We start from the raw sequence: 26951 nt of genomic DNA on the forward strand, positions 1-26951 counted from the left end.
GGCGTGACACGCCGAAGGGTTTGGGCGCAAGTGGCATCTCGTGGGGGCGGATGACTGTGATCCGGGGGTGGGACAGGGCACGCTGGGGGGATGACGCCTGACGACGCCGTTCGTGTCCGTGACCTGCGGAAGGACTACGGGGGTGCGCCCGCCCTCACCGGGGTGTCGTTCGAGATCGCGCGCGGCGAGACGTTCGCGCTGCTCGGGCCCAACGGGGCGGGCAAGTCGACGACGATCGAGATCCTCGAGGGCTACCGCGACCGCTCGGGCGGCGAGGCGTCGGTGCTCGGCGTCGATCCGCGGCACGGCGACCTCGCCTGGAAGTCGCGGCTCGGGATCGTGCTGCAGTCCAGCGGCGAATCGGGCAACGCCACGGTCCGGGAGCAGATCGCCCACTTCGCGAGCCTCTACCCGAGCCCGCGCGACGTCGACGAGACGATCGAGGCGGTCGGCCTCACGGCGAAGGCGCGCTCGCGGATCGGCAAGCTCTCCGGCGGGCAGCGCCGCCGCGTCGACGTGGCGCTGGGCATCGTGGGCCGTCCGGAGCTGGTGTTCCTCGACGAGCCGACGACCGGCTTCGACCCGGAGGCGCGCCACGCGTTCTGGGACCTGGTCGCACTGCTCAAGAGCGAGGGCACGACCATCCTGCTCACCACGCACTACCTCGACGAGGCCGCGCACCTCGCCGACCGGGCCGCGGTCATCGCGGGCGGCCGCCTCCTCGCGATCGGGCGGATGGACGAGATCGGCGGCGAGGAGGCCCGCGTGCCGATCGTCCAGTGGCAGGAGGACGGCACGCGGCGTCGCCTCCGCACCACGGAGCCGGCCCGCGTGGTCGCCGAGCTGAGCGCCCGCCTCGGCGAGCCGACGGCCCTCGAGGTCCTCCGGCCCAGCCTCGAGGACATCTATCTGGACCTCATCCGCGACGACCGCGCCGGAGACACCGCCCTCGATGTGATCGGAGAGCCGGCATGAGCGCCGTCGCCGCCCCCCGCCCCGCGCTGCGCACCGGTGTCGGCCGAACCCTCCGGCTCGGCGCCGCCCGCGCCCGCTACGAGGTGCGCTCGTACTTCCGCGCGCCGGACCAGGTGTTCTTCACCTTCCTCTTCCCGGTGCTGCTGCTCGCGATCTTCTCGGTCGCGTTCGGAGACGGCGCGGTGATGCAGGCGAACCCGCAGGACCCGGGCATCAGCATGGCCGAGTACTACGTGCCGGGACTCGCGGCGGCGGGCATCCTGCTCTCCGGGGTGCAGAACCTCGGCGTCGACATCGCCATCGAGCGCGGCGACGGCACGCTCAAGCGCCTCGCCGGAGCACCGCTGCCCGTCCTGAGCTACTTCCTCGGCAAGTTCGGCCAGGTGCTCGTGACGAGCGTCGCGCAGACGGGGCTGCTGCTCGCGGTCGCCGCGACCGTGTTCTCGGTGCCGCTGCCGACCGACGGCGGTCGCTGGGCGACCTTCGCCTGGATCTATCTGGCCGGAGTGGCGACCTCGGCGATCCTGGGCATCGCGGTCTCCGCCCTCCCCCGCACCGGGAAGAGCGCGACGGCAGTCATCGTCCCGCCGCTGCTCGTGCTGCAGTTCGTCTCCGGGTCGTACCTCTCCTTCACGACCCTGCCGGACTGGCTGCAGACGATCGCGAGCGTCTTCCCGCTCAAGTGGATCGCGCAGGGCATGCGGGCGGTCTTCCTGCCGGCCGACTTCGAGCAGGCCGAGGTCAACGGCGACTGGGACCTGACCGGGGTCGCGATCGCCCTCGGCATCTGGCTGGTGCTGGGCCTGATCGCGAGCCGCCTCACCTTCCGTTGGATCCGCCGCGACGCCTGACGCCCACATGCTGGTCGAGCAGCCCCGCAGGGGCGTGTCGAGACCCGGCGGCGCCAGCAGGACGGGTCTGCAGACCATCGTCCTGACGCCGGTGGATCTCGATACGCCCGCTTCGCGGGCTACTCGATCAGCATGAGAGGGCCGCTCGACGAGGGCGATCATCATGGTGGTCGAGTAGCCCCGCAGGGGCGTATCGAGACCCGGCGGCGCCAGCAGGACGGGTCTGCAGACCATCGTCCTGACGCCGGTGGATCTCGATACGCCCGCTCCGCGGGCTACTCGATCAGCATGAGAGCGCCGCTCGACGAGGGCGATCATCATGTTGGTCGAGCAGCCCCGCAGGGGCGTATCGAGACCCGCCGTTCACCGCAGGGCGGGGGCGTGCGACGCAGGGTCCGTGGCGCGCGGCGTCAGACGGTGGTGCCGACCACCACGGGCTCGGGGTGCAGGAGGATGCCGAACTCGGCGAGCACGCGGCCCTGCACGTAGCGGGCGAGCTCGGCGATCTGCTCGGCGGTCGCTCCGCCGCGGTTCGTGAGTGCGAGGGTGTGCTTGCTCGACACCGCGGCGCGCGAGCCCGGGAGCGAGAAGCCGCGGGCGATCCCGGCGTGCTCGATGAGCCAGGCGGCGCTGAGCTTGACCAGCGCGTCGGGCGAGGTCGGGGCGGGCAGCCGGATCGGCGCCCCCGCCTCGACGTCGGCGAGGGCGGTCACCAGCGGGGCCTCGCTCGCCGGCGTCTCCGGCCAGCGCGGCGCGGTCGGCGGCAGTCCGCTCGCGGCCGCGACGGTGACGATCGGGTTGGTGAAGAAGGAGCCGGCGCTGGCGGTGTCCGGATCGTCCGGATCGAGCACCATCCCCTTCGCGCCGCGCAGCCGCAGCACGCTCGCGCGCACCTCGGCGAGCGGCACGCGGTCGCCCAGCTCGACGCCGAGCGCACTCGCGAGCTGACCGTAGGCGACGGGAGCACCGAGGCCCGCTCCGCCGACGTCCTCGAGGGCGAACTCGACGGCGAGGACGGCGCCGCGTCGACCCTGCTTGACGGCGGAGGTCCGGTAGCCCAGCTCGAGCTCGGCCGCCGTCAGCCGCACGGGCTCCTGCGCGCCCTCGTCGAGGAAGTCGACCGCGACGAGGGTGTCGGAGAGCTCCTGGCCGTAGGCGCCGATGTTCTGCACCGGTGACGCGCCGACCGTCCCGGGGATGCCGCTGAGCGCCTCGAGTCCCGCCCAGCCGCGCTCGACGGTGGCGGCGACCAGGCCGTCCCACGACTCGCCCGCCTGCACGCGGAGGTGGACCGCGCCGGGCCGGTCCGTCTCGAGCCGCTCGATCCCGGTCGTGCGCACGCGCACCACGGTCCCCTCGACTCCGTCGTCGCCGACGAGGAGGTTGGAGCCGCCGCCGAGCAGCAGCCAGGGCTCGTCGTCGGCCCACACCTCGCGGAGGGCGGCGACCAGCTCGGCCTCGGTGGCCGGCTCGAGCAGGCGCTCGGGCGCCCCGCCGACGCGCAGCGTCGTGAGAGAGGAGAGGGCGGGAGTCGTCATCGGGCGATCAGGCCAGGGAGACGCGCGCCTGGGCCTTGCCGAGCACGGCCTGGCCGTCGAAGGTCACCGCGAGGTCGACCCGGGCGATGCCCGCCTCGGCGTCGATCGCGCCGATCTTCGCGACGACGTCGAGCTCGGCGCCCTCCTTGGGGTCGACGACGACGGGCCGCGTGAAGCGGACCTGGTAGTCGACCACACGGCCGGGATCGCCGACCCAGTCGACGACGACCTGCACGGCGGTGCCCATCGTCAGCATGCCGTGGGCGAGCACGCCGGGCAGCCCGACCTCGGCCGCGACGTCGTCGCGGTAGTGGATCGGGTTGAAGTCGCCCGACGCACCCGCGTAGCGCACGAGCGAGCCGCGCTCGAGGTGGAAGCGCCGCTCGCCGACGACGTCGCCGACGGTGAGCTCGGACAGGACGGGGCGCTCGGCGCTCATTCGTCTCCCCTGACGACGAGGGTGGACAGGGCGGTGACGACGTGGGCGCCGTCGGCGTCGACGATGGTCGACTGCGTGGTGATCATCGAGTGCGCGCCGAGCTGCTTGATGCTCGCGACCGAGAGGGTCGCGGTCAGCTCGTCGCCCGCGACGATGGGGCGCGAGTAGCTGAAGCGCTGGTCGCCGTGGACGACCCGGCTGAAGTCGATGCCGGCGTCCGGAGCGGCGAGCAGCTGGGCGAGGGTGAGCTCCTGCACCACCACGGCGAAGGTCGGCGGGGCGACGACGTCGCGGTAGCCGGCACGGCGCGCGGCCGCGGGGTCGAGGTGGAGAGGGGACTCGGCTGAGACGGCGCGCGCGAACTCGCGCACCTTCTCGCGGCCCACCTGGTAGGGCTCCGTCGGCGCGAACACGCGCTCGGTGAGGTCGGGGTTCACTGGCACCCGGCCATCTTAGGCGCTGGCCTCGGAGGCCTCCGGGGTCCCCGGCGCCCTCCGAGGCCCCTCCCCCTCGACGAGGGTCATGCACGTATGACCATCGGCAATTACCCACGCGCGTATGGGTGACCGCGGACGATTCTTCTCCGAAGCTGGCGAGCATGTCCACACCTGACCCCGAACGCGACTGGATGACCTACGCCCGCGAGCTCGGCACGAACCTCCACCGCGCCCGGATGGCCAAGGGCGAGAGCCAGGAGCGCATCGCCCACGCCGCCGGACTGGCGGGCTACACCTACCAGAAGTTCGAGAAGGGCGAGTCGAAGCCGGGCTCGCCCGCGAACCCGCAGCTGAAGACGCTCTTCGCCCTCTGCGAGGCCCTCGACATCGAGCTCTCCGACCTGCTGCCGCCGAACCCGCCCCGCTCATCCGGCGCCGCCGGGACCGAGTAGCCGCAGCGTCGCCTCGACGCCGCGCGCCAGCCGCGCCGCCGCGCTGAGATCGAGGTCCACCGCGCCGAGCCCGTCGGATTCGAGGCGCAGCCGCTCCTCGCCCCGGCCGCCGGGCCGGCACAGCGAGACGTGCACGACGGCGGCGACGGGCTCGCCCGGCGCACCCTCACCGCACCAGAGCACGAGCGGGAGCGACTGCGCCCGGGAGCGGTGCAGCCGCTCCTCGGGGCACTCGATCTCGTCGTGCTCCCCCGCGCACCAGCGGGGGCATCCGTCGTCGTCTCGCCTGTTCTGTCGTCCGTCCATGTTCCGCACCAATCGTTCGAGGCGCACAGCACACCAGGCGGCACCGACATCGCGGCGGGCCCGCCGACCGGATCCCCCGGGGATGTGGACAGGCACCCGGCACCTCCCCCCTGTGGAGGAATGCTGTCACTGTGCCATACCGGGATGGCGGCCCCACGGGCCGCGTCAGCGGTGGACGATCAGCCAGGTCGCGACGGCCGTCGTGGCGCCGCGGTTGATCATCCGATGACCGCGCTCGCAGGGGAACGTGATCGCGTCCCCCGCCGCGAGGACCACGGTCTCGTCCTCGAACTCGACGGTGAGCTCGCCGAGCGTGACGGTCCCGATCTCGATCCCGTCGTGGCGCAGGAACCGGCGCTGCGCGGTCGAGGTCGCCCCCGGCGGATAGGTCGACTCGAAGAAGTCGACCGCGTCGACGGGCTGCGGCGCCAGCCGGCGGAAGAGCACGCCGCCCTCGAGGAGGACGGGAGCGACCTCGCCCGCGCGGACCACGGCCGTCGTCGCCCCCGGGTCCTCTCCGCCGCTCGGCGCGCCCGGCCCACCGGCCGCCGCGCCGCCGGCGGCGGTCTCGTCGAAGACGGCGGAGAGCGGGACGCCGAGAGCGCCGACCATCGCGATGAGGCGCCCGACCGACGGCTGCATCGCTCCCCGCTCGATCTGCGAGACGGCGCTGGCCGAGATGCCGAGCTCGCGGGCGAGCGCGCGCAGCGACATCCCTGACGCGAGACGCAGCTCGCGCAGGCGCGCGCCGACGCCTTCGCCGACCGCCCCGGGGAGCGCGGCGACGGCGTCCGGAGCCGCGGAGACCCCGGAATCCCGGGCGGTCTCGTCGGTGGGCATGCGGGACGCCGTCCTCTCCTCGGTGATCGTCACACAGCTGTAACGGGGGCGAAACGAACGCGGCCCGGCGGAGCCCTAGGTTCTCCCGTGTGAAGTCATCACTTCACACGATCCGACAGCCCACCGCTCGCGCGGAGGCGGCCGATCGCCACGGCCGACCGCCTCGACCACCCTGACACATCCGCTCCGTGCGCCCACCCGCGCACGCCCGCCCGAGAGGTGGATCCACCATGACCGACCGCGCCACTGCACCCCGCATCGACCCGTCGACCGCGCCGCCGGCCGAGAGCGCCGGGCTCGCCGGCCCCTCGCTCGTCAAGCCCGGCTACGACGACCGCCTCGCCAACGAGGACCTCGCCCCGCTCGTCAAGCAGCGCTGGTCGAGCTACAACATCTTCGCGTTCTGGATGTCCGACGTGCACAGCGTCGGCGGCTACGTCACCGCCGGCTCGCTCTTCGCACTCGGCCTCGCCGGCTGGCAGGTGCTGGTGGCCCTCGTGGTCGGCATCGTGATCGTGCAGGTCTTCTGCAACCTCGTCGCGAAGCCCAGCCAGGTCACCGGCGTGCCCTACCCGGTGATCAACCGGGCGATCTTCGGCGTCCGCGGGGCGAACATCCCCGCGATCATCCGCGGGCTGATCGCCATCGCCTGGTACGGCGTGCAGACCTACCTCGCTGCGCAGTCCCTCAACATCGTGTTCCTCAAGTTCTTCCCGGCGATGGCCTCCTGGAACACCCCCGAGGCCTCCTTCCTCGGCCTCTCCGCCCTCGGCTACCTCTCCTACTCGATCCTCTGGGTCGCGCAGGCCGCGCTCTTCTGGCGGGGCATGGAGTCGATCCGCCGCTTCATCGACTGGGCCGGCCCCGCCGTCTACGTGGTGATGCTCGTGCTCGCGATCTACCTCGTCTCGCAGGCCGGCTGGGAGAACATCTCTCTGAACCTCGGCTCGGGCGAGCCCCTCGACCTCGGCGCCTCGATCCCGGTGATGATCTCGGCCGTCGCACTGGTCGTCTCCTACTTCTCCGGTCCGATGCTGAACTTCGGCGACTTCTCCCGCTACGCCCGCAGCTACCGAGCGGTGAAGAAAGGCAATTTCCTCGGCCTGCCGATCAACTTCCTCTTCTTCTCGCTGCTCACCGTGATCACCGCCTCCGCGACGGTCCCCGTCTTCGGCGAGCTGATCACCGACCCGATCGAGACCGTCGAGCGGATCGACACCTGGTTCGCCGTCCTGCTCGGCGGGCTCACCTTCGTCATCGCGACGATCGGCATCAACATCGTCGCCAACTTCATCTCGCCCGCGTTCGACTTCTCCAACGTCAACCCGAAGAAGATCAGCTGGCGGATGGGCGGCATGATCGCCGCCGTCGGCTCGGTGCTGCTCACCCCGTGGAACTGGTACTCCAACGACACCGCGATCCACTACACGCTCGGCATCCTCGGCGCCCTGATCGGCCCGCTGTTCGGCGTCCTGATCGCCGGCTACTACCTGGTCAGCCGTCAGCGCGTCTGGGTCGACGACCTCTACACGATGAGCGAGAAGGGCCGCTACTGGTTCTCCCGCGGCTTCAATCCCAACGCCGTCTGGGCCACCGTGATCGGCGGCCTCCCCTCCGTCCTCTCCGTGCTCGTCCCGCGCTGGATCGAGGAGGCGGGCGGTCCGTCCTTCACGTGGCTCGGCGACTACAGCTGGTTCCTCGGCTGCGGCCTCGGTTTCGTCGCGATGGCCGTCCTCGAGCGCCGCTCCCCGCGGATCGGCCGCCTCGAGGAGGACCTCGCGAACGTCAGCGACGGCAGCACCGTCTGACCGCCTCTCCCCCGTCCCACCCCCGCAGCACCCCGAGGAGCGCCCGTGCGCATCACCGTCGTCAACCCGAACACCAGCGAGCGCATGACGGAGGCGATCGGCCGCGCCGCGCGGTCCGTCGCCTCGGTCGGCACCGAGATCGTCGCCGTCACTCCGCCGATGGGGCCGGCCTCGATCGAGAGCCACTACGACGAGGCGCTCGCCGTCCCGGGGCTGCTGCACGAGATCGTCCGCGGCGACGCGGCGGGGAGCGACGGCTACGTCGTGGCGTGCTTCGGCGACCCGGGGATCGACGCGGCCCGCGAGATCGCCCGCGGACCGGTGATCGGCATCGCCGAGGCCGCCATGCACATGGCGACACTGGTCGGTCGGCGGTTCAGCGTCGTCACCACGCTCTCGCGCACCAGCGGGCGGGCCTGGGACATCGCGCACCGCGCCGGGTTCGATCGGGCCTGCGCGGGGGTGCACGCCTGCGACATCCCGGTGCTCGAGCTCGACGACCCGGACTCCGACGCGCGCCGGGTGATCCTCGAGGAGTGCGCCGCCGCCCTCGCGACCGACGGCTCCGACGTGATCGTGCTGGGCTGCGCGGGGATGGCCGACCTCTGCCGCGACCTCTCGCGCGAGCTCGGGGTCCCGGTGATCGACGGGGTCGCCAGCGCCGTCCGGCTGATCGAGGGCCTCGTCGCGATGGGAGTCACGACCTCGCGCCGCGACGAGTTCGCGGCGCCGCGCCCGAAGGAGATGACGGGGCTGCTCGCCCCGTTCGCGCTGGCCTGAGGCGACCGCACGAGGCGGGACGCACGAAGGGCCCGGGAGCAGACGCTCCCGGGCCCTTCGTCTGCAGCGGCTAGGACTGCTTCGCGCTCCGGCGACGACGCGCCGCGACGAGCGACACGAGGCCGAGGGCCAGCAGGGCGGCCGCACCGGAGGCGGCGCCCGCCGTCTCGACACCGGTGGCGGCGAGGTGCCGGCCGCCGGTCGCGGTCGCGGTCGACGCCGCGGCGGCGGTCACGACGATCGGCTCCCGCTGATCGTCGGCGATGTTGACGCTCGGATCGAAGACCTGGAACAGCCCGTCGTACTCGCCGTCCACCGCGGCCGAGACCAGGACGACGACGAAGTAGCGACCGGGCGCGAACGAGCCGCGCACCGTCGCGCCGTCGAAGGTGGCGTCGCTCTGCAGCGGACCGAGCTCGACACCCTCCTGCTCGTCGTCGTTGTTGAACTTCTTGACCAGGACGCGCAGGGTGACCTCGTCGAAGCAGTCGGGCAGCGCGAGGGCGCCGACCGTGACGGCGATGGTGCCCACTCCGCCGACGGCGTCGACCGTGAACGGCTCGTTCGCCTGGGAGCGGTCGAGGCCGTCAGCGCAGGAGTCGAAGGCGCTCTGCACCCGGAGGGTCTCGCGCAGGATCTCGCTGCGGAAGATCTCGACGCCCTCGTTCACCCCCGAGGTCTGGACCGAGACGGTCCAGTCGGCCGTGTACGGCAGAGCGACCTCGATGGTGCGGGCCGGCAGGCCCTCGGCGGGGACCTGCTCGACGGTGTCCAGTGCGACACCGACGCCGTTGTCCTGGGTCACGAAGTAGCCGATGTCCGCCTCGTCGTGGCGGCCGGTGCTTGCTCGGGGCGGGACCGACAGCGTGAGCTTCCCGGGGGCGGTGGCGATCGAGATCTCACCGTCGAGCGACACGGCGGTGTCGGCGGTCGACGGGTCGAGGGCCGTACCCGCTGCGGAGCGCCACTGCTCGGAGGCGAGATCGATGAACGACCCGCCGCGCAGGCCGTAGAGCTTCGTGGTCACCAGGACGGTGCGCGGGCCGGCCGGCGCGGGGACCAGGGCGGTCTGCGGCGCGCTGCCGTCCCGCTCGACGGGGACCGTGACGCCGATGCCGCCGGAGTACTCGCCGTCGGGGCCCTCCGCGACGAGGACGATGTCCGCCGACGCGGCGCAGTCCGGGAACGACGCCTCCGGGAGCGCGACGGTCGCGAAACCGGGTGCGGCCGTCCAGTCGACGGTGATCGCGTCGAAGTCGATCGCGACCGCCCGCTCGCCGTCCGGGCAGGAGGGGTCGGTGTCGTCGCTCGCGACGGGTGCCGGAGACGGCACGGCGGTCGCGGTGGGTGCGGACGACGGCGCGGTGGTCGGCGCTGTGGTCGGCGCTGTGGTCGGCGCCGGCTCGGCGGCCTGAGCCGCTGCCGACTCCGCCGCAGGACTCGCCGACGGCGTCGGTTCCACACGAGCACTCGCGGCCGCCCCCGGCGCGAGGAGACCGGCGGCGAGGCCGACGGCGAGGGTGAGGCACGCGAGACGCGAGCGCGAGCGGAGAGGGGTCCCCCGGAGAGACATGGATGTATTCCTTCTCGAGAATGTGGAAGCGGGATCGGCGCCGAAGCTGCCCCCGTGGCGCCTGGCTGATGTCTATCAGCGGCCTGAACATCCGCACATCCCCCGCGGCGCGGCGCTCTGCATCGATCGCGTAACGGGGCTTCTGGGAGGATCGAGCCATGGCGATCCTCCACGACCTGGCCCTCGGCGCACGGCTCTTCGGCAGGGGGTTCGGCACCTGGGTCCGCTCGCCCCGGGCGATGCTCCTCGGCGCGATCCCGCCCCTGATCGTCGGCCTCGTCTTCGTCGGCGTGCTGGTGCTCGTGCTCACCCGGATCGACGCCGTGGTGCGCGCGCTGACGCCGTTCGTGGACGGCTGGGACGAGGCCGCGGCCGTCACCGTCCGCCTCCCGCTCTCCGTCGCCGCGGTCGGGGCGATCGTCGCACTCGGTGTCGTCCTCTTCGCCGCGGTCACCCTGCTCGTCGGCGACCCCTTCTACGAGCGGATCTGGCGCGGCGTCGAGAACGAGCTCGGCGGCGTGCCCGACGAGCACGAGACGGGCTTCTGGCGCGGACTCGGCCGCACACTGCGCGACTCCTCGGTGCTGGTCGGCACCTCGCTGGCGATCGGCGTCGTGCTGGTGCTGCTCGGGATCATCCCGGTCGTCGGGCAGGTGGTCGGGCTGGTCGCCGGCGCGCTCGTCGGCGGCCGGGCGCTCGCCCTCGAGCTGACCGGATTCGCCGGCGACGCCCGCGGACTCGCACTGCGCGATCGCCGCCGGCTCCTCGGCGAGCGCCGCGCGGTGTCCCTCGGCTTCGGCATCGCGGTGTACCTGGCCTTCCTGATCCCGGGCGGCGCGGTGATCGCGACACCCGCGGCGACGGCCGGGGCGACCCTCCTGCTGCGCACGCTCCGCGGCGAGTCGACGGAGCGGATCGACCCGGCGCCCGACGCCGCAGCCGCCTGATCGGGTGGCCGCCCGAGCGGCGCCTCCCCTAGACTTCCCCCGTGCTCACGTCGACCCTCCGCCCCTGGTGGCCCGCCTCCTAGGCAGGCCGACGCGCAGACTCCTCTCGCACACGACCGCCTCGACCGGGCGGTCGTTCTGCATGTCGGGGCCCGGGTGAGGGACACCCCGACCCAAGGACCACGATGACCTCGCTCCTCTCCCGCATCCTCGCCTCCGACGGAACGCTGCCGTTCGCGGTCGTCCTCCGGCAGGGCCGGACGGACGTCGACGTCTTCACGGGCGACGTCGTCGACGTCGACGGCCTCGCCGACATCCCGCTCGACGGCGCCGACGTGCTGACCCTCGTGCCCTACCGCCAGGTGCGCGAGCGCGGCTTCGCGGCGAAGGACGACGGCGCCCCGCTGCGCAACCTCGTGGTGCGCGAGCGCGAGAGCGTGCCGCTCGCCGAGGTGCTGCGACTGCTGCCCGAGCGCGAGATCCCGGTCGAGGAGCGCGGCTTCGACGTGCCCGACGAGGAGTACGCGGAGATCGTCCGCCGGGTGATCGACGACGAGATCGGCCGCGGCGAGGGCGCCAACTTCGTCATCAACCGCGCCTTCGTGGCCCACACCGATGCCCCCGCGGTCGAGGCGGTCCTCGCCTGGTTCCGCCGGCTGCTGACCGACGAGTCCGGCGCCTACTGGACCTTCGCCATCCACACCCCGGGTTCCGACGGCTCGCCGGCCGTCACCGCGGTCGGCGCGACGCCCGAGCGCCACGTCTCGGTCCGCGACGGCGTGGCGATGATGAACCCGATCAGCGGCACCTTCCGCCACCCCGCGGCCGGCCCGACCGGCGCCGAGGTGCTCGCCTTCCTCGCCGACGTCAAGGAGAGCGAGGAGCTCTTCATGGTGGTCGACGAGGAGATGAAGATGATGAGCGCCGTCTGCCCGAACGGCGGGCGGATCCTCGGCCCGTTCCTCAAGCAGATGTCCCGGCTGAGCCACACCGAGTACCTGCTCGAGGGGCGCACCGATCTCGACGTCCGCGAGGTGCTGCGGCTGACGATGTTCGCGCCGACCGTCACCGGCTCGCCGATGGAGAACGCCTGCGCCGTGATCGCGGAGTACGAGAAGGAGCCGCGCGGCTACTACTCCGGTGTCCTCGCCCTGTTCGAGCCGGAGGAGCACGGCTACACGGTCGACGCGCCGATCCTGATCCGCACCGCGTACCTCCGCGAGGACGGCCGGCTCACGGTGCCGGCCGGCGCGACGCTCGTGCGGCACTCGACGCCGGAGGGCGAGGTCGCCGAGACCCGCGCGAAGGCGTCCGGGGTGCTCTCCGCGCTGGGGCTGCTCCCCCACCGCGACATCCCGCCGGCGATCGACCTCAACGCGCAGCCCGGCGTGCAGGAGGCGCTCGAGGCGCGCAACGAGCGGCTCGCGTCGTTCTGGCTGCGGCCCCAGGCGCCGGAGCACATCGAGGGCCTCGCCGGGCACACCGCCCTCATCGTCGACAACGAGGACCAGTTCACGACGATGCTCGCGCACCAGCTGCGCCACCTCGGCATGGACGCCCGGGTCGAGCGCTGGTCGAGCGTCGAGGACGTGCTGAGCGACGACCTCGTGGTGTTCGGGCCCGGCCCCGGCGATCCGCGCGACGACTCCGAGCCGCGGATCGCGCGCCTGCGGGCGCTGATGACCGAGCGGCTCGCCTCGGAGCGGCCGATGCTCGCTGTCTGCCTCAGCCACCAGATGCTCTCGCTGCTGGCGGGGCTGCCGGTCGAGCCGCTGCCCGCGCCCCGGCAGGGCGTGCGGCTGGCGGTCGACGTGTTCGGCGAGGACGCGGCGATCGGCTTCTACAACACCTTCTCCTCGGTGGCGGGCGCGGAGGTGTCGAGCACCCCGCTGCTCGACCTCGAGATCTCGCGCGACCCCGCCACCGGGATCGTCGACGCGCTGCGCGGGGAGGGAGTCGCCTCCGTGCAGGGGCATCTCGAGTCGGTGCTGTCCTCCGACGGCCTGCGCACGCTCGAGCGCCTGGTCCGCACCGCGACCTCGCAGCCGGCGCGCGCGTGAGCGACGTCCGGCTGATCGCGTCGCCGTCCTACTCCGCCGAGCTGCGGGAGGCGGTGGCCGCGAGCGTCCGGGCGGCGGCGGAGGCGGCGCGCGACTGGTACGGCCGAGGCGACAAGCTCGCCGCCGACGCGGCCTCGGTCGCGGCGATGCGCGCGGTGCTCGCCGAGGCGCCGTTCGACGGCGTCGTCGTGATCGGCGAGGGCGAGAAGGACGACGCGCCGATGCTCGCGAACGGCGAGCGGCTCGGGCGCGCCCACTCCCCCTCCTGCGACGTCGCGGTCGACCCGCTCGACGGCACCCGGCTGACGGCGGACGGCATCCTCGGCTCGGTCTGCGTCATCGCGCTCGCCCCGCGCGGCACGATGCTCGACCCGCGCGACGTGTTCTACATGGACAAGCTGGTCTGCTCCGGCGCGGGAGCGGGGGTCGTCGGGCTGGATCTGCCGCCCGCCGAGAACGCGCGGCGGCTGGCGGAGGCCCTCGGCAAGCCGGTCCCCGAGCTGGTGGTCGCCGTCCTCGACAAGCCGCGGCACGCCGCGCTGATCGCCGCCCTCCGGGACGCCGGTGTCGCGCTGTCGCTCCGCGGCGAGGGCGACGTCTCGGTCGCGATCGAGGCCGCCGACCCCTCCGGCAGCGTCGACCTCGTGCTCGGCATCGGCGGCACGCCCGAGGGCGTCGTCGCGGCCTGCGCCGTCCGCGCCCTCGGCGGCGTGATGGAGGGCCGCCTGGCCCCGCAGACCGACCTCGAGCGCTCGAACGCCCTGGCCGCCGGCCACGACCTCACCCACCTGCTGACCCTCGACGACCTCGTCTCCTCCCCCGACGTCCTCTTCGCCGGCTGCGAGGTCTGACGCTTCTCCGCGAGATGCCACTTGTGCGCGCCTTTCACGGCGTGTCGCGAGCACAAGTGGCATCTCGCGGAGGCGCCGGTCAGGGGGCGGCGACGCCGTGGCGCCAGTAGCCGATGAAGGTGATGGCGCGCTTGTCGACGGCGCGGTCGGACACGAGGTGGCGGCGGGCGCCGGTGGCGAGGGAGGACTCGCCGACGGCGAAGACGGAGGGACGGCCCGCAGGCAGGGTCGCGTCGCGGAGGACGGCGAGCGCGTGCTCGCCGGGGCGGGCGTGCGGGTCGGCGCGGGGCAGCCAGTGCAGAGTGACGGCGTCGGAGGCGACGACGGGCTGGCGGTCCGCCTCGGAGGGCAGCTCGAGGAACACGTGCGCGGCCCGGTCCTCGGGCAGCGAGGCGAGGATGCCCGCGACCGCCGGCAGTCCCGTCTCGTCGGCGACGAGCAGGCACCAGTCGGAGCCGTCCGCCCGGCGGTAGCCGAGCCCCTGGTCGAGGATGCCGACCCGGTCGCCGACCGCGGCGGTGAGGGCGAAGGTCACGGCGGGCCCCGCCTCCCCCGGCTCGCCGTGCACGACGAAGTCGACGTCGATCTCGGGTCCGCCGTCGGCACCCTCGGCCCGGTAGCGGCGGACGGTGTAGTTACGGACGACCGGCCGCTGCGCCTTCGGCATCGCGAGGTACTGCGCGTACCAGAGCGCGCTCGAGCGGGTCGGCAGCCGCAGCGCCTCCTGCCCGGGCCGCGGCAGGAAGAGGCGGAACCACTGGTCGTGGCCGAGCGGATGCAGCAGCGCGACCCCGGGCCCGCCGAAGGTGACGCGCTGCATCCCGGGCGTCACGCGCGCGGTGCGGACGACCTCGACGGTGACGACCTGCGGATCGGTGGGGCGGGTCGGGGCGGACGAGCGGGCCATGCGGAGCCTCCGTGCTGCGGGCGGACGCACCGCCGGGTTTGGTGAGGCTTACCTTACCTAAGCCCTCGGCCGCCCCATCGGTCCTGTCCGCGAGATGCCACTTGTGCACGCCTTTCACGGCGTGTCGCGTGCACAAGTGGCATGTCGCTGAGACCGTGTGCCCTGAAGAGGGGTCTGTGAAATTTCCTCGCTTCATGGTCATATATATGTGGTCGCGGCGCTGGGTCCGACCGACGGATCGAGGGACGGCCATGAAGAGATCGACACGAATCGCTTCCCTCGCAGGAGCAATCCTGCTGAGCGTCGGGATGGCGGCGACGGCGCAGGCGAACGTCTTCGCTGACAGCTTCGACAAGAACGCCGGCGGGTTCCAGTCGCCGACGTCGACCACCTACCAGACGAAATACGAGTCGAATCGGAACGGCACCATCCAGCTCCGGGAGATCGGCAGCGACTACAAGATGGACGCGCAGATGTGCCAGGCGCTCGTCAACTGCGACAGAGGCACGAAGATCTTCTCGATCACCGACGACAACATCGTCCACGGGCTCCCGAACAGTTATGAGGCGGGCACCGAGACTCTCACGTCCGCGCTTCGAACGACCCCCTTCACCATCTATCAGGTGCACGTTCGCGGTCAGTGGCAGGCCTGGTAGAGCCGGAACCCGACCATCGACACGACCGTGCCTTCGCGCTTCGCGCTGGTCCTCACCGATCTGCGGTCGTCTTTGCGCTGGCCGCAGGCGCTCCTCGGTGCGATCCTCGTCGTCGGTCCGACGGCTCTCGGGCTGGCGGAGGTGGGCGGCGGTGTCTACCGCGATGAGCTGGACGTCTACTCCCAGTTCATGATCTCCCCGATGATCATCCTTTTCCCCGTCTTCATCACGACGGCCTGCTGCAGCGGCACCGCTGCCGAGATCAGGAACAGGTTCGTCGTCCTCGTCCGCGCGCGGACGGATCTCCGGTCCTACCTGGCGACCCGGATGATGAGTGTCGCCCTCGGAGGATTCGTGCTCGGCTTCGTCGCCGCACTCCTTCCCGGACTGATCGCCTTCGGGATCTGGCCGGAGCTGGGTGCGCCCTTCATCGATCCGGTCGTGTACGGACTCGCACCGGACGAGGTGGGACGGAACGCCCTGGAGCGCGTGAACTACTCGCAGCTGCTCGCCTTCGGGTGGCCGGTGTACCTGATCGGCTACTCCTCGGTGCTGGGTGCCTGGGGCGCGATCACGGCGGTGGCCGGGGTGCTCGCACTGGTCGCACTGAAGAACCTGGGGCTGGCGATGGTGCTGCCCGCAGTGGTCTTCTTCGTCGAGACGATGGCTGTCGCTCTGGTCGACCATCCACTTCTCGGATTCATGTACGGAGCCTTCCCGTTCGGTCTCGATCAGGCGCCGATCGGCATCATGGTCCTGCCGCTCGCGGTCGCTGGAGCCGCGACGGTTCTCGCCGCACGGCGGATCCTCGGCAGAGCCCAGCGACTCCCGGCGCTGACATGATCGCCTCGCTCTCCCGCCGTGTCCGCCTGCTGCTCGCCGGCTGGGCCCTCGCGGCTGCCGCCGCGTACTCGATCCACCAGCGGATGCTCTGGACCGCGTCGGGTTCCTCGTTCGGATTCGTCGACGTGGCGGTCGAAGTCGTGAACGACCCGCTCTTCGTCTGCTACGGACTGGGAGCGCCGTGGTGCATCGCCTTCTTCCTGGCGTCGAGGTCCCTGCGTCCGGAATCCGTGTGCATCCGGGCCGGATCCCTCCAGAACGTGCTCCTCCTCCTCGTGCGCAGCGACGCGGCGAGTGCTGCGGTCGTCCTGTTCGGTGTGCTGACGACGTGCTGGGTGTGCTCCCTCGGGCTGGCGAACGACGTCGCGCGCGTGCCCGGATCGGTGAGTGCACTGCTCTCGGACGTCGCGCTGCCCCCGCCCGTCGGAGTGCTGCTCCAGCTCCCGCTCCTCCTGCTCTTCCTCGCGACGATCGGGTCCCTCCTCTCCGCCTGCTGGGTGCTCTCAGGCGGGAGTGTCCTCGTCGGGCCGGCGGCGACGGTGCTGCTCGGCTGGTTCGCCGTCTCGGCGGCGGGGGGACTCCCGAGGGACTCCGCCGTCAGCTCGGCGTTCCTCTCCAGTTCCTCGCTCCACCTCGGGCGGCCGTTCGGCGTGCTGGCCGCCGCCGTCGTCCTCCTCTCGATCGAGGTCGTCCTCCTCGGCGCCGTCCGGGTCCAGGATCGCCGGCAGCTGACACTGGTCGCGGTCGCCGCCTCCGCCTTCGCGCCGCTCGCCGGATCGGGCGCTGCCCCCGCGGCGTTCTCGGCCGGATTGGCCTTCCTGCCGAGCGAGCTCCTCGAGGGCAACCCGCTCGGCATCGCGGGTCTGTGGCGGAGCGCGGAGGGCTGGCCGAGCGTCCTCCACGGGACGGCGCTGGCGCTGGGGAGCGCCTGCATCGTCCTCGTCGCAGCAGCCATCGCGTCTCGACTGGTCGAGAGGCATCCACGAACAGAAAGAGGTCGCTCATGACGAACGCCATCACGGTCGAGGGTGTGTCCAAGAGCATCCGCGGGAATCTGCTCTACAGCGAGGTCGCGTTCGAGCTGCGCCGAGGCGGGCTCTACGCCCTCCTCGGTCCGAACGGCTCCGGGAAGTCGGTCCTGCTGCGACTGCTCTGCGGCTTCCTCAGGCCGGACTCGGGCAGCATCAGCGTCGACCCTTCGATCTCGCCGGAAGGGCGGACGTTCCCGGACGGCTTCGGGATCACGATCGACGGCCCCGCCTACATCGCAGGCCTCTCCGCGGAGCAGAACCTCCTGCGACTGGCCGCGATCCGCAGGCGCATCGGGATCGAGGAGATCCGCGCGACGCTCGCCTCGGTACGTCTGCAGAGCACGGGGCGCTCAGCGGTCCGCACCTTCTCCTCGGGGATGAAGCAGAAGCTGTCCCTCGCGCAGGCTCTGATGGAGGACCCGAAGGTGCTCCTCCTCGACGAGCCGTTCACCGCGCTCGACACGGAGAGCGTCGCGGTCGTCAAGGACGTCCTCCGCGAGCGGGTGGCCCAGGGCGTCACCGTTCTGCTGACGATGCACGGCGAGGCGGACTTCCTCGCCGAGTGCGACGGCGTCCTCCGGATCGAGAACCGCACGATCTCGACGCTCTGACGACCGGTCGTCTCCGCGAGATGCCACTTGTGCACGCCTTTCACGGCGTGTCGCGTGCACAAGTGGCATCTCGCGGGAGGGGGTGCGGCGGGGACGACGAAGGCCCCGGCTCGACGTGCGAACCGGGGCCTTCTCGATGTAGCGGGAGCGGGACTTGAACCCGCGACACCACGATTATGAGCCGTGTGCTCTAACCACCTGAGCTACCCCGCCGCACGTTTCCGGAGGCTGGCCTGCCGGGAACGGAGCCCCCTGTGGGAATCGGACCCACTACCTCTTCCTTACCAAGGAAGTGCTCTACCAATGAGCTAAGGGGGCGCACCTGCGGGTCTGACTGCCCCTCTCGGGGCGTGCCCGCGATTTGGCACCGTTAGACGATAGCACCTCCGCGGGGCGGTGATGACCGCGGGGTGGAGGGGGTGGTCCGGGCGGGGCGGATCTCGATACGCCCGCTTCGCGGGCTACTCGACCAGCATGAAGGCGCCGGTCGAGCAGCCGCGCAGCGGCGCAGCGGCGCAGCGAGACCCGGCTACGAGCGGCTCGCCGTGTCGAGCGCGGCCAGCTCCTCCGCCGTCAGCTCGAGCGTCGCGGAGGCGACGAGGGCGGGCAGCTGCTCCATCACGCGGGCGCTCGCGATCGGCGCGGCGACGCCGTCCTGCGAGCGGAGCCAGGCGAGGGCGACGGTCGCGACCTCGGCGTCGTGGGCGGCGGCGGCCGCGTCGAGGGCGGCCAGCACGCGGCGACCCCGGGCGTCGAGGTACTGCGCGGCACCCGAGGCGCGCGGGCTGTCCGGCGTCGAGCCGTCGCGGTACTTGCCGGTGAGGAATCCGGAGGCGAGCGCGTAGTACGGGACGACGGCGAGGCCGGCCTCGCGGGCGAGCGGCAGGACGTCCGCCTCGATGCCGCGCTCGACGAGGTTGTAGTGCGGCTGGACGGCGACCGGTGCGTGCAGGCCCTCCTGGTTCGCGAGGCGCAGCCACTCCGCGATGCGGCCGGCGCTGAAGTTCGAGATTCCGATCGCGCGGACCAATCCCTCGTCGACGAGCTCGGAGAAGACGCGGGCGATGTCCTCGAGCGGCACGGCGTCGTCGTCGAAGTGCGCGTAGTAGAGATCGATCCGGTCGGTGCGCAGGCGCCCGAGCGAGGCGCGCGCGGCCTCGCGGACGTTGTCGGGTGCGAGGCCGGTGAACTCGGGGTGCCGGCTGACCTTGGTCGCGATCACGACGTCGTCGCGGGAGCCCGAGCGGCGCGAGAGCCACTCGCCGATGATCGTCTCGGACTCGCCGCCGTGGTTGCCGGGGACCCAGGCCGAGTAGGAGTCGGCCGTGTCGATGAAGTCGCCGCCCGCGGCGACGTAGCCGTCGAGGACGTCGAAGGAGGTCTGCTTCCCGGCGGTCCAGCCGAAGACGTTGCCGCCGAGGGAGAGCGGGAAGACCTCGATGCCGGAGTCGCCCAGGGGCGTGCGGGTGAGGGAGTCGTGGGACGGAGCTGCGCTGTCGATCGTCATCCCCCGATTCAACTCGCCGCGGGCCGCACCGCCGATCCCCCGCCGCGCATGCGGAGCAAGCACTCAGCCACCCGCCGCCGGACAGCACCTCCGGCACGCGGAACCTCCTTCGGAACGCCGGAACAGCAGATTCTCGCGAGCCCGGGCACGTTTCACGAGCCGGAGCCCGCCCGGTCCGATCTCCGGCACGCGAGAACACCTCCGGCTCGTGGAATCAGCTGGTTCTCGCGAGCCCGAGCCGATTCGGCGTGCCGAACGTCCGCGGAAGACGGCGGGCGGGTCGCAGCGGAAGGACCTCCGGCACGCGGAACCAACTCCGGCACGCCGGAACGGCCGTTTCTCGCGAGCCCGGGCACGTTCCGCGAGCCGAAGGTGCGCACCGGCGGACCCTCCGGCACGCGGAACCAGTTGCGGCACGCCGGAACGGCCGTTTCTCGCGAGCCGGAGGCGGTTCCGCGAGCCGGAGGTGTGGCCGGCAGCAGCACACCGGAGAGCGGTCGCGGGCGTCAGCCGCCGAGCGGGTAGTCCGCGTAGGCGAAGCGCGCCCCGTCCGGCGACCAGCCGGCGACGTTGATCGTGCCCTGACCGCCGAGGAGCGACTGCACGACCCGGCCCGGCGCGGTGTCGCCGGCCGCTCGCCCCTCGAGCTCGATCAGCCGCAGCTCGACCGGCAGGTTCTCCGGGTGCCCGGCCGTCCCCGCGGGGTAGGCGAGGTAGAGCAGGTGCGCGCCGTCCGGCGACTCGTGCGGGAACCAGTCGACCGTGTCCGAGGCCACGACCCGCTCGATTCCGGAGCCGTCGAGACGCATCCGGAACAGCTGGGCGACACCGCCGTCCCTCTCGGAGTTGAAGAAGAGCCGTTCCCCGTCGGCGGAGAAGTCGACGCCGTCGTCCGGGTGCGCGTCGTCGGTCAGCGCGGTGAGCGAGCCGCCCTCGGCCGGCATCGTGTAGACGTTGGTGACCCAGCGGCCGGTGGCGTCCTCGCCGCCGCCGATCAGCGCGAGCAGCCGGCCGTCGGGCGAGACGCCGTGCAGGTAGTGCTTGAAGCGCGGACCGGGGCCCTCGGTCGTGATCCGCCGGGCGGGCACCGAGCCGTCCAGCGCCACCGCGTAGAGATGTCCGTCGCGGGCCGAGACGTAGGCGGTGCCGCCGCCGGGAGCGAGCACGTGGTCGTTGTTCAGCTCGTCCGGCACCCCGTCGAGCGGGATCGCCTCGAGCCCGGCGGGACCGACCGGCGCGTTCCCCAGCGGCAGCCGGAACAGCCCGCCGTCCCCGTTGACCACCAGGAACAACCCGTCCGGCGACCAGTTCGGCGCCTCCACGAGCAGCGAGTCGGAGGAGAACACCGTGGTGACCTCGCCGCTCGCGACGTCGAGCACGCGGATCCGGCAGGTCTGGGCGGGGAGCAGTGAGCGGGCCATGCCCCTCACGCTACGGCCCCGCCCGTAGTGGCACGGGGAGGGCGGTCGTCAAGCCCGTCCGCACTCAGCTTCCCGCCGCTCGGCCTCCCTTATCCTTGTCTGGACAACTGTGCTGAGTGGACCCGGGGAGGACTGTGTGATGCTCCTCACCCTCGCGATCACGTTCGCCCTCGCGGTGATCACGCCGTGGATCGTCGACCGCTTCGGTCCGAAGGTCTTCTACGCCCTCGCCCTCGTGCCGGCCGCGACCTTCGTCTCGACCGCCGCCTCGCTCCCGACGGTCCTCGCCGGCGGAGAGCTGCGCGAGGAGATCCCGTGGATCCCCTCTCTCGACGTCTCGCTCTCCTTCCGGCTGGACGCGCTCTCGATCGTCCTCGCGCTCGTCGTCAGCGGCGTCGGCGCCCTCGTCCTCGCCTACTGCGGCAGCTACTTCAAGCGCGACGAGCCGTCGCTCGGCCGGTTCGCCGCCCTGCTCTTCGCCTTCGCCGGCGTGATGTACGGGCTGGTCACCGCCGACGACGTGATCATCCTCTTCGTCTTCTGGGAGGCGACGAGCGTCCTCTCCTACCTGCTGATCGGGCACTACAGCGGTCGCAAGGAGAGCCGCGGAGCCGGCCTCCAGGCCCTGCTGGTCACCACCCTCGGCGGCCTGGCGATGCTCGTCGGCGTGATCATCCTCATCGTCGAGTCGGGCACCTCGAGCCTCGCGGGCATCGTCGCCGCGGCTCCCTCCGGCCCGATCGTCTCGGTCGCCCTCGTCCTCGTGCTGCTCGGCGCCTTCTCGAAGTCGGCGCTCGTGCCCTTCCACTTCTGGCTGCCGGCCGCGATGGCCGCGCCCACCCCGGTCAGCGCCTACCTGCACGCCGCCGCGATGGTGAAGGCCGGCATCTACCTGGTCGCCCGCCTCGCGCCGGGCTTCGCCGACGACGCCGTGTGGCTCCCCGTGATCGTCAGCGTCGGTGTCTGGACGATGCTCGTCGGCGGCTGGCGCTCGCTCCGCCAGTACGACCTCAAGCTCGTCCTCGCCTACGGCACCGTCAGCCAGCTCGGCTTCCTGACCGTCGCCGTCGGCTTCGGCTCGCGCGACGCGGCCCTCGCCGGCCTCACCCTGCTGATCGGCCACGCGCTGTTCAAGGCGCTGCTGTTCCTCGCCGTCGGCATCGTCGACCACCGGGCCGGCACCCGCGACCTGCGCAAGCTCAGCGGCCTCGGCCGGCAGGCCCCGGTGCTCGCCGGCGCCGCGCTGCTCGGCGTGCTCTCGATGGCGGGCATCCCGCCGCTGCTCGGCTTCGTCGCCAAGGAGGCGGTGTTCACCAGCCTGCTGTCCGCGATCGAGCAGGGCTCGTTCTGGGCCTGGGTCGCACTGATCGGCCTCGTCCTCGGCTCGATCCTCACCGTCGCCTACTCGGCCCGCTTCTTCTGGGGCGCCTTCGCCCGCAAGAAGGGCCTCGAGGACACCCACCTCCACGCGCAGCCGTGGACCTTCACCGCGCCCACCGTCGTCCTGGCGGTCGTGAGCCTCGTCGGCGGCATCGGCGCCTCGCTGCTCGACCCGCTCGTCGCGGTCTACGCCGACAGTCTCCCCTACGGTGCGCCCGACGCCGACCCGCAGCTCGCCGCGGCGGCCGAGGAGTCCGAGCACGGCGGCTACCACCTCGCGCTCTGGCACGGCTTCGAGCCCGCCCTCGCGCTCAGCGCGATCGTCATCGCGATCGGCTTGCTGCTCTTCGCCCAGCGGATCGCGGTCGCGCGGATCCAGTCCAAGGTCCCGAACACCATCGACTCGGCCGAGGGCTACTGGGCGACCGTGCGCTGGCTCGACCGCGTCGCGAGCACCGTCACCGAGTTCGTCCAGCGCGGCTCGCTCCCCCGCTACCTCACGGTGATCTTCGCGGTCTTCGTGCTGGGAGTCGGCGGTGCTGCCGCGCTCAACCGCACCTGGCCGGGCGACCTCGTCTTCTGGGACTCCCCCGGCCAGCTCGCCGTCGCGGCCGTGATGATCCTCGCCGCGATCCTCTGCGCCGTCGCGCGCAACCGCGTCGCCGCCGTGCTGCTCGCCGGTGCGACCGGCTACGGCATGGTCGCCCTCTTCGCCATCCAGGGCGCCCCGGACCTCGCGCTCACCCAGGCGCTGATCGAGACGATCACCCTGGTCGTCTTCGTCCTCGTGCTGCGCCGCCTCCCCACCCGGATCGCGCAGAAGCACCAGCCCATGCGCAAGCGCCTGCGCGCCGTCATCGGCATCGCGGTCGGCGCCGTGATGGCCCTCGCGGCGACGATCGCCCTCGGCGCCCGCACCGCGACCCCGATCTCCGTCGACCTCCCGCGCCTGGCCTACGAGGAGGGCAAGGGGCGCAACATCGTCAACGTCCTCCTCGTCGACATCCGCGCCTGGGACACCATGGGCGAGATCTCGGTGCTCGTCGTCGTGGCGACCGGTGTCGCGAGCCTGATCTTCCTCTCCAGCCGGGCCGGCGGCGCTCCGCGCCTCGAGCATCAGAGCGCGGCCGACCGCGAGGAGCGCGCGACCGACCTCACCGCCCCCTCGGCCGACGCGGAGAAGACCGGCGACCGCGGCTCCTGGCTGGTCGCCGGCCGCACGCTCCGCCCCGAGAACCGCTCCATCGTCCTCGAGGTGCTGGTGCGCCTGCTCTTCCACCCCGCGATGATCGTCTCCGTCTACCTGCTCTTCACCGGTCACAACACCCCGGGCGGCGGCTTCGCGGGCGGGCTGCTCGCCGGTCTCGCCCTCGTCGCGCGCTACCTGGCCGGCGGCCGGTTCGAGCTCGGCGAGGCCGCGCCGATCGACGCGGGCAAGGTCCTCGGCCTCGGCCTGCTCTTCGCGGTCGGCACCGCCGTCTCCTCGCTCGCCTTCGGCCTCGAGGTGCTCGAGTCGAGCTGGCTCGACCTCTACCTGCCGGTCCTCGGCGAGCTGCACCTGGGCACCTCCACCCTCTTCGACATCGGCGTGTACCTGATCGTGATCGGCCTGACCCTCGACATCCTCCGCAGCCTCGGCGGTGAGGTCGACCGCCACGGCGAGGAGGCCGAGCAGGGCGACCCGTCCGGCGACGGCGTCACCCACTCGACCGACAGCACCCCCGGCCCCGGCGCCGGCACCGTCGACGGCCTCGAGACGAAGCTGCCGACCGGCTCCACCGTCGTCGGCGGACCGGGCAGGGGGGACGACGCATGAGCATCACCCTCGTCCTCGTCGTCGTGATGGCGGTGCTGTACGCCGCGGGCGTCTACCAGATGCTCGAGCGCAGCCTCACCCGGATCCTGATCGGCTTCCTCCTGGTCGGCAACGCGACGAACATCCTGATCCTGCTGATGGCGGGCCGCTCGGGCGTCGCGCCGTTCGTCACCGACGACGGCCGCTCCTACGAGCAGATCGCCGAGGAGATGGCCGACCCGCTGCCGCAGGCGCTGATCCTGACGGCGATCGTGATCACCTTCGGGGTGTCCGCCTTCCTCCTCGCGATGATCTACCGGCGCTGGCGCCTCGCCAACGCCGACCAGGTCGAGGACGACGAGAACGACGCGTCCGTCCGCGCGGACGCGGCGGGCATCTCGGCGCAGACCACCGCGGACGACCGGGCCCTGGACGTCCTGCTCGAATCGAGCGACGAGGGCACCGCCGCGAAGCACGGCGAGAGCGCCATGACCGACGACAGGAAGGAGGACCGATGAACGTGCTGATCCCCCTCGTCGTCACCCTCCCCCTGCTGGGAGCCGCCGTCGCCCTCGTGCTCGGCCGCCACCGGCGCGCGCAGATCACGGTCAACATCGTCACGCTGTCCGCGGTCCTCGTGATCTCCTCCGTGCTGCTCGTCCTGGTCCTCACCGGCCAGGAGGGCGGCAGTGCCGTCTACGTCGGCGGCTGGGAGCCGCCGTGGGGCATCGTGCTGGTCGTCGATCCGCTCGCCGCCCTGATGCTGGTGATCACCTCGGTCACGCTGCTCGGCGTCCTTCTGTTCTCGGTCGGCCAGGGCCTGGTCGACGGCAACCGCGAGACGCCGGTCACGATCTTCCACCCGACCTACCTGATCCTCTCGGCCGGCATTCTCAACGCCTTCGTCGCGGGCGACCTCTTCAACCTCTACGTCGGCTTCGAGATCCTGCTCGCGGCGAGCTACGTGCTGATCACCCTGGGCGGCACCGCGCCGCGGATCCGGGCGGGCACGACCTACGTGGTCGTCAGCCTGGTCTCGAGCGTGTTCTTCCTCTCGGCGATCGGCCTGCTCTACGGCGCCACCGGCACCGTCAACATGGCGCAGCTGTCGATCCGCATCGCCGAGCTGCCCGCCGACGTCCAGCTCGTGCTGCACGTGGTGCTGCTGCTCGGCTTCGGGATCAAGGCCGCGGTCTTCCCGCTGTCGTTCTGGCTGCCGGACTCCTACCCCACCGCTCCGGCGCCGGTCACGGCCGTCTTCGCCGGCCTGCTCACCAAGGTCGGCGTCTACGCGCTGATCCGCACCGAGACGCTGCTCTTCCCGGGCGGCAGGCTCACGGAAGTGCTGATGGTGGTCGCGCTGCTGACGCTGGTGGTCGGCATCCTCGGCGCCGTCGCGCAGGCGGACATCAAGCGGATGCTCTCCTTCACCCTGGTGTCGCACATCGGCTACATGGTCTTCGGCATCGCGATCGGCACGGAGGCGGGCTACGCCGCGACGATCTTCTACGTGATCCACCACATCACCGTGCAGACGACCCTGTTCCTCGCGACCGGGCTGATCGAGCGCGTCGGCGGCACCACCTCGATCCTGCGGCTGGGCGGCCTCCTGAAGGCCTCGCCGCTGCTCGCGCTGCTCTACTTCATCCCCGCGATGAACCTCGGCGGCATCCCGCCGTTCACCGGCTTCCTCGGCAAGGTCGGCCTCTTCGTCGCCGGCACCGAGTCGGCCGCGGACCAGCCCTCCTGGCTGATCTGGGCGGTCATCGCCGCGGGCGCCGTCACCTCGCTGCTCACCCTCTACGCGGTCGCCCGCGTCTGGAACATGGCGTTCTGGCGCCGCCAGGAGGAGGTGCCCGGCTACGAGTCCCCGCTGATCGACCAGCTGCAGGAGGACCCGCACGACACCGGCACCGTCCGCACGCGGCACTCGCCGCCGATGATGGTCCTCGCGACCGCCGGCATGGTCGTCTTCGGCGTCGGCCTCACGATCGCCGCCGGCCCGCTCTACGACGCCAGCGAACAGGCCGCCGCCGCGGTCGCCGACCCGTCCACCTACATCGCCACGGTCTACCGCGACTCGTCCTTCGGAGAGGAGGGCCCCCGATGAGCCCCCGCCGCCGCGTCGACTTCTGGAACCGGTTCGCGATGTTCGTGACCCTCGTCGGCATCTGGGTGCTGCTCTGGGACGACGTCTCGGTGCTCTCGATCGTCTCGGGCTTCCTGGTCGCGCTGATCATCACGCGCGTCTTCTACCTGCCGCCGGTGGAGTTCTCCAACCGGGTGAACCCCTGGCACCTGGTGGTCTTCCTGCTGCGCCTCGCGCTGGACATCGCGGTCGCGTCGGTCCGCGTCTCGTACCAGATCCTCACCCTGCCGGTCCCCGTGCACAACGCGATCGTGGCCGTGCACCTGCGCAGCCGCTCCGAGGGGATGCTGGTCTGGACGACCGAGGCCGTCTCGCTCGTCCCCGGCTCGCTGGTGATCGACGTCGACCCCCAGCTGAACGTCCTCTACCTGCACGTCCTCGGGGTCACCCACGACGAGGGCCACCGGATCGACGAGGTCCGCCGCACGGTCCTGCGCACCGAGGCGCGCATCGTCCGCGCGATCGGCTCGCGCGAGGACGTCGCCCGGGTCAGCGAGCCGCTCGGCGAGAACGCGGGGGTGCTCCGATGATCGAGTGGCTCGTCTGGATCCTGGTGCCGATCTTCGGAGCGGCCGCCCTGCTCTCGCTCGTGCGCATCCTGATCGGCCCGTCGGTCCTGGACCGCGTGGTCGCCGCCGATGTGCTGGTGGCGACGATCCTCTGCGGTCTCGGCGCCGAGATGGCGATCAACCACCACGCGACGACGCTCCCGGTCGCGCTCGGACTCGCGCTGTTCGCGGTGTTCGGCTCGATCAGCGTCGCCAAGTTCATGGCCAACCGCGAGGAGGACTGAC

Annotated in this window: 26 protein-coding genes and 2 tRNA genes; 17 read left to right on the forward strand and 11 right to left on the reverse strand. The window is 72.0% G+C overall.

Annotation, left to right across the window (positions count from 1 at the left end):
- The first annotated feature begins 90 nt into the window (after positions 1-90).
- Both EDF17_RS17040 and EDF17_RS17045 read left to right on the forward strand, forming a co-directional pair.
- Complete coding sequence (locus EDF17_RS17040; protein WP_123447825.1) at positions 91-975, forward strand: ABC transporter ATP-binding protein; 885 nt, start codon at positions 91-93, stop codon at positions 973-975.
- The gene (locus tag EDF17_RS17045) at positions 972-1826 is read left to right on the forward strand and encodes an ABC transporter permease (RefSeq protein WP_123447826.1); all 855 of its coding nucleotides are present in this window, start codon (positions 972-974) and stop codon (positions 1824-1826) included. The genes EDF17_RS17040 and EDF17_RS17045 overlap by 4 nt, the downstream gene beginning before the upstream one ends.
- Positions 1827-2236: 410 nt before the next feature.
- Here EDF17_RS17045 and EDF17_RS17050 read toward each other — a convergent pair whose 3' ends face one another.
- From EDF17_RS17050 to EDF17_RS17060, 3 genes are read right to left on the reverse strand one after another with little or no spacing between them, the layout of a single operon-like run.
- Positions 2237-3364 carry a UDP-N-acetylmuramate dehydrogenase gene (locus EDF17_RS17050; protein ID WP_123447827.1) on the reverse strand — a complete coding sequence of 376 codons (1128 nt, stop codon included), beginning with the start codon at positions 3362-3364 and terminating at the stop codon, positions 2237-2239.
- 7 nt (positions 3365-3371) lie between these two features.
- Positions 3372-3803: a MaoC family dehydratase gene (locus EDF17_RS17055; protein ID WP_123447828.1), complete on the reverse strand. Its 432-nt coding sequence runs from the start codon at positions 3801-3803 to the stop codon at positions 3372-3374.
- The gene (locus tag EDF17_RS17060) at positions 3800-4246 is read right to left on the reverse strand and encodes a MaoC family dehydratase N-terminal domain-containing protein (protein ID WP_123447829.1); all 447 of its coding nucleotides are present in this window, start codon (positions 4244-4246) and stop codon (positions 3800-3802) included. Before EDF17_RS17060 ends, EDF17_RS17055 begins: the two co-directional genes overlap by 4 nt.
- A gap of 155 nt (positions 4247-4401) precedes the next feature.
- On the opposite strand from EDF17_RS17060, the gene EDF17_RS17065 reads away from it, so the two are divergent.
- The gene (locus EDF17_RS17065) at positions 4402-4692 is read left to right on the forward strand and encodes a helix-turn-helix transcriptional regulator (protein WP_123447830.1); all 291 of its coding nucleotides are present in this window, start codon (positions 4402-4404) and stop codon (positions 4690-4692) included.
- Here EDF17_RS17065 and EDF17_RS17070 read toward each other — a convergent pair.
- Positions 4666-4998: a hypothetical protein gene (locus EDF17_RS17070; protein WP_123447831.1), complete on the reverse strand. Its 333-nt coding sequence runs from the start codon at positions 4996-4998 to the stop codon at positions 4666-4668. The genes EDF17_RS17065 and EDF17_RS17070 overlap by 27 nt on opposite strands.
- 165 nt (positions 4999-5163) lie before the next feature.
- Positions 5164-5838, reverse strand: a complete 675-nt coding sequence (locus tag EDF17_RS17075) for a helix-turn-helix domain-containing protein (RefSeq protein WP_123447832.1) — start codon at positions 5836-5838, stop codon at positions 5164-5166.
- Between the two features lie 230 nt (positions 5839-6068).
- Here EDF17_RS17075 and EDF17_RS17080 point away from each other — a divergent pair, with 230 nt between their 5' ends.
- A complete protein-coding gene (locus tag EDF17_RS17080; RefSeq protein WP_123447833.1) occupies positions 6069-7646 on the forward strand; it encodes an NCS1 family nucleobase:cation symporter-1 in 1578 nt (525 codons plus the stop codon).
- A gap of 45 nt (positions 7647-7691) precedes the next feature.
- A complete protein-coding gene (locus EDF17_RS17085; protein WP_123447834.1) occupies positions 7692-8426 on the forward strand; it encodes an aspartate/glutamate racemase family protein in 735 nt (244 codons plus the stop codon).
- Between the two features lie 70 nt (positions 8427-8496).
- Here EDF17_RS17085 and EDF17_RS17090 read toward each other — a convergent pair whose 3' ends face one another.
- Positions 8497-9999, reverse strand: a complete 1503-nt coding sequence (locus EDF17_RS17090) for a hypothetical protein (RefSeq protein WP_133672129.1) — start codon at positions 9997-9999, stop codon at positions 8497-8499.
- Between the two features lie 158 nt (positions 10000-10157).
- On the opposite strand from EDF17_RS17090, the gene EDF17_RS17095 reads away from it, so the two are divergent.
- The 3 genes from EDF17_RS17095 to EDF17_RS17105 all read left to right on the forward strand — a co-directional run bounded on the left by EDF17_RS17095 (position 10158) and on the right by EDF17_RS17105 (position 13857).
- Complete coding sequence (locus EDF17_RS17095) at positions 10158-10946, forward strand: EI24 domain-containing protein (RefSeq protein WP_123447836.1); 789 nt, start codon at positions 10158-10160, stop codon at positions 10944-10946.
- Positions 10947-11131: 185 nt separating this feature from the next.
- Positions 11132-13006 (forward strand): chorismate-binding protein, encoded by a 1875-nt coding sequence (locus EDF17_RS17100; protein ID WP_123447837.1) that lies wholly within the window; start codon positions 11132-11134, stop codon positions 13004-13006.
- Positions 13003-13857, forward strand: coding sequence for a fructose-bisphosphatase class II (locus EDF17_RS17105; RefSeq protein WP_123447838.1), 855 nt, complete (start codon positions 13003-13005; stop codon positions 13855-13857). The genes EDF17_RS17100 and EDF17_RS17105 overlap by 4 nt, the downstream gene beginning before the upstream one ends.
- A 79-nt stretch (positions 13858-13936) precedes the next feature.
- On the opposite strand, the gene EDF17_RS17110 is transcribed toward EDF17_RS17105, so the two are convergent.
- On the reverse strand, positions 13937-14764 hold the full coding sequence (locus tag EDF17_RS17110; RefSeq protein WP_123447839.1) for a siderophore-interacting protein: 828 nt from the start codon (positions 14762-14764) through the stop codon (positions 13937-13939).
- Positions 14765-15015: 251 nt separating this feature from the next.
- Here EDF17_RS17110 and EDF17_RS17115 point away from each other — a divergent pair, with 251 nt between their 5' ends.
- From EDF17_RS17115 to EDF17_RS17130, 4 genes are read left to right on the forward strand one after another with little or no spacing between them, the layout of a single operon-like run.
- The gene (locus EDF17_RS17115) at positions 15016-15420 is read left to right on the forward strand and encodes a hypothetical protein (protein ID WP_166649728.1); all 405 of its coding nucleotides are present in this window, start codon (positions 15016-15018) and stop codon (positions 15418-15420) included.
- Between the two features lie 27 nt (positions 15421-15447).
- Complete coding sequence (locus EDF17_RS17120; protein ID WP_133672131.1) at positions 15448-16263, forward strand: hypothetical protein; 816 nt, start codon at positions 15448-15450, stop codon at positions 16261-16263.
- The gene (locus EDF17_RS17125) at positions 16260-17270 is read left to right on the forward strand and encodes a hypothetical protein (protein WP_123447842.1); all 1011 of its coding nucleotides are present in this window, start codon (positions 16260-16262) and stop codon (positions 17268-17270) included. The genes EDF17_RS17120 and EDF17_RS17125 overlap by 4 nt, the downstream gene beginning before the upstream one ends.
- A complete protein-coding gene (locus EDF17_RS17130; protein WP_123447843.1) occupies positions 17267-17905 on the forward strand; it encodes an ABC transporter ATP-binding protein in 639 nt (212 codons plus the stop codon). The genes EDF17_RS17125 and EDF17_RS17130 overlap by 4 nt, the downstream gene beginning before the upstream one ends.
- A 139-nt stretch (positions 17906-18044) precedes the next feature.
- On the opposite strand, the gene EDF17_RS17135 is transcribed toward EDF17_RS17130, so the two are convergent.
- The 4 genes from EDF17_RS17135 to EDF17_RS17150 form a co-directional block, all read right to left on the reverse strand.
- Positions 18045-18118 (reverse strand) — tRNA-Met (locus EDF17_RS17135).
- Positions 18119-18151: 33 nt separating this feature from the next.
- Positions 18152-18223: transfer RNA gene (locus EDF17_RS17140), tRNA-Thr, on the reverse strand.
- A 211-nt stretch (positions 18224-18434) separates the two neighbouring features.
- Positions 18435-19412 carry an aldo/keto reductase gene (locus EDF17_RS17145; protein ID WP_123447844.1) on the reverse strand — a complete coding sequence of 326 codons (978 nt, stop codon included), beginning with the start codon at positions 19410-19412 and terminating at the stop codon, positions 18435-18437.
- A gap of 506 nt (positions 19413-19918) precedes the next feature.
- Positions 19919-20833: a PD40 domain-containing protein gene (locus EDF17_RS17150; RefSeq protein ID WP_123447845.1), complete on the reverse strand. Its 915-nt coding sequence runs from the start codon at positions 20831-20833 to the stop codon at positions 19919-19921.
- A gap of 139 nt (positions 20834-20972) precedes the next feature.
- Between EDF17_RS17150 and EDF17_RS17155 the strand changes: the two genes are divergently transcribed.
- Genes EDF17_RS17155 through EDF17_RS17175 form a run of 5 tightly spaced genes read left to right on the forward strand, consistent with a single transcriptional unit; the run spans position 20973 to position 26950 of the window.
- Positions 20973-24029: a Na+/H+ antiporter subunit A gene (locus EDF17_RS17155; protein ID WP_123447846.1), complete on the forward strand. Its 3057-nt coding sequence runs from the start codon at positions 20973-20975 to the stop codon at positions 24027-24029.
- On the forward strand, positions 24026-24526 hold the full coding sequence (locus EDF17_RS17160; protein ID WP_123447847.1) for a Na(+)/H(+) antiporter subunit C: 501 nt from the start codon (positions 24026-24028) through the stop codon (positions 24524-24526). The genes EDF17_RS17155 and EDF17_RS17160 overlap by 4 nt, the downstream gene beginning before the upstream one ends.
- Positions 24523-26118: a Na+/H+ antiporter subunit D gene (locus EDF17_RS17165; RefSeq protein WP_123447848.1), complete on the forward strand. Its 1596-nt coding sequence runs from the start codon at positions 24523-24525 to the stop codon at positions 26116-26118. The genes EDF17_RS17160 and EDF17_RS17165 overlap by 4 nt, the downstream gene beginning before the upstream one ends.
- Positions 26115-26687 (forward strand): Na+/H+ antiporter subunit E, encoded by a 573-nt coding sequence (locus tag EDF17_RS17170; RefSeq protein ID WP_123447849.1) that lies wholly within the window; start codon positions 26115-26117, stop codon positions 26685-26687. The genes EDF17_RS17165 and EDF17_RS17170 overlap by 4 nt, the downstream gene beginning before the upstream one ends.
- A complete protein-coding gene (locus tag EDF17_RS17175; protein ID WP_123447850.1) occupies positions 26684-26950 on the forward strand; it encodes a monovalent cation/H+ antiporter complex subunit F in 267 nt (88 codons plus the stop codon). The genes EDF17_RS17170 and EDF17_RS17175 overlap by 4 nt, the downstream gene beginning before the upstream one ends.
- Position 26951: the final 1 nt, after the last annotated feature.

Source organism: Rathayibacter sp. PhB1 (assembly GCF_004362935.1).
Taxonomy (GTDB): Bacteria; Actinomycetota; Actinomycetes; order Actinomycetales; family Microbacteriaceae; genus Rathayibacter; species Rathayibacter festucae.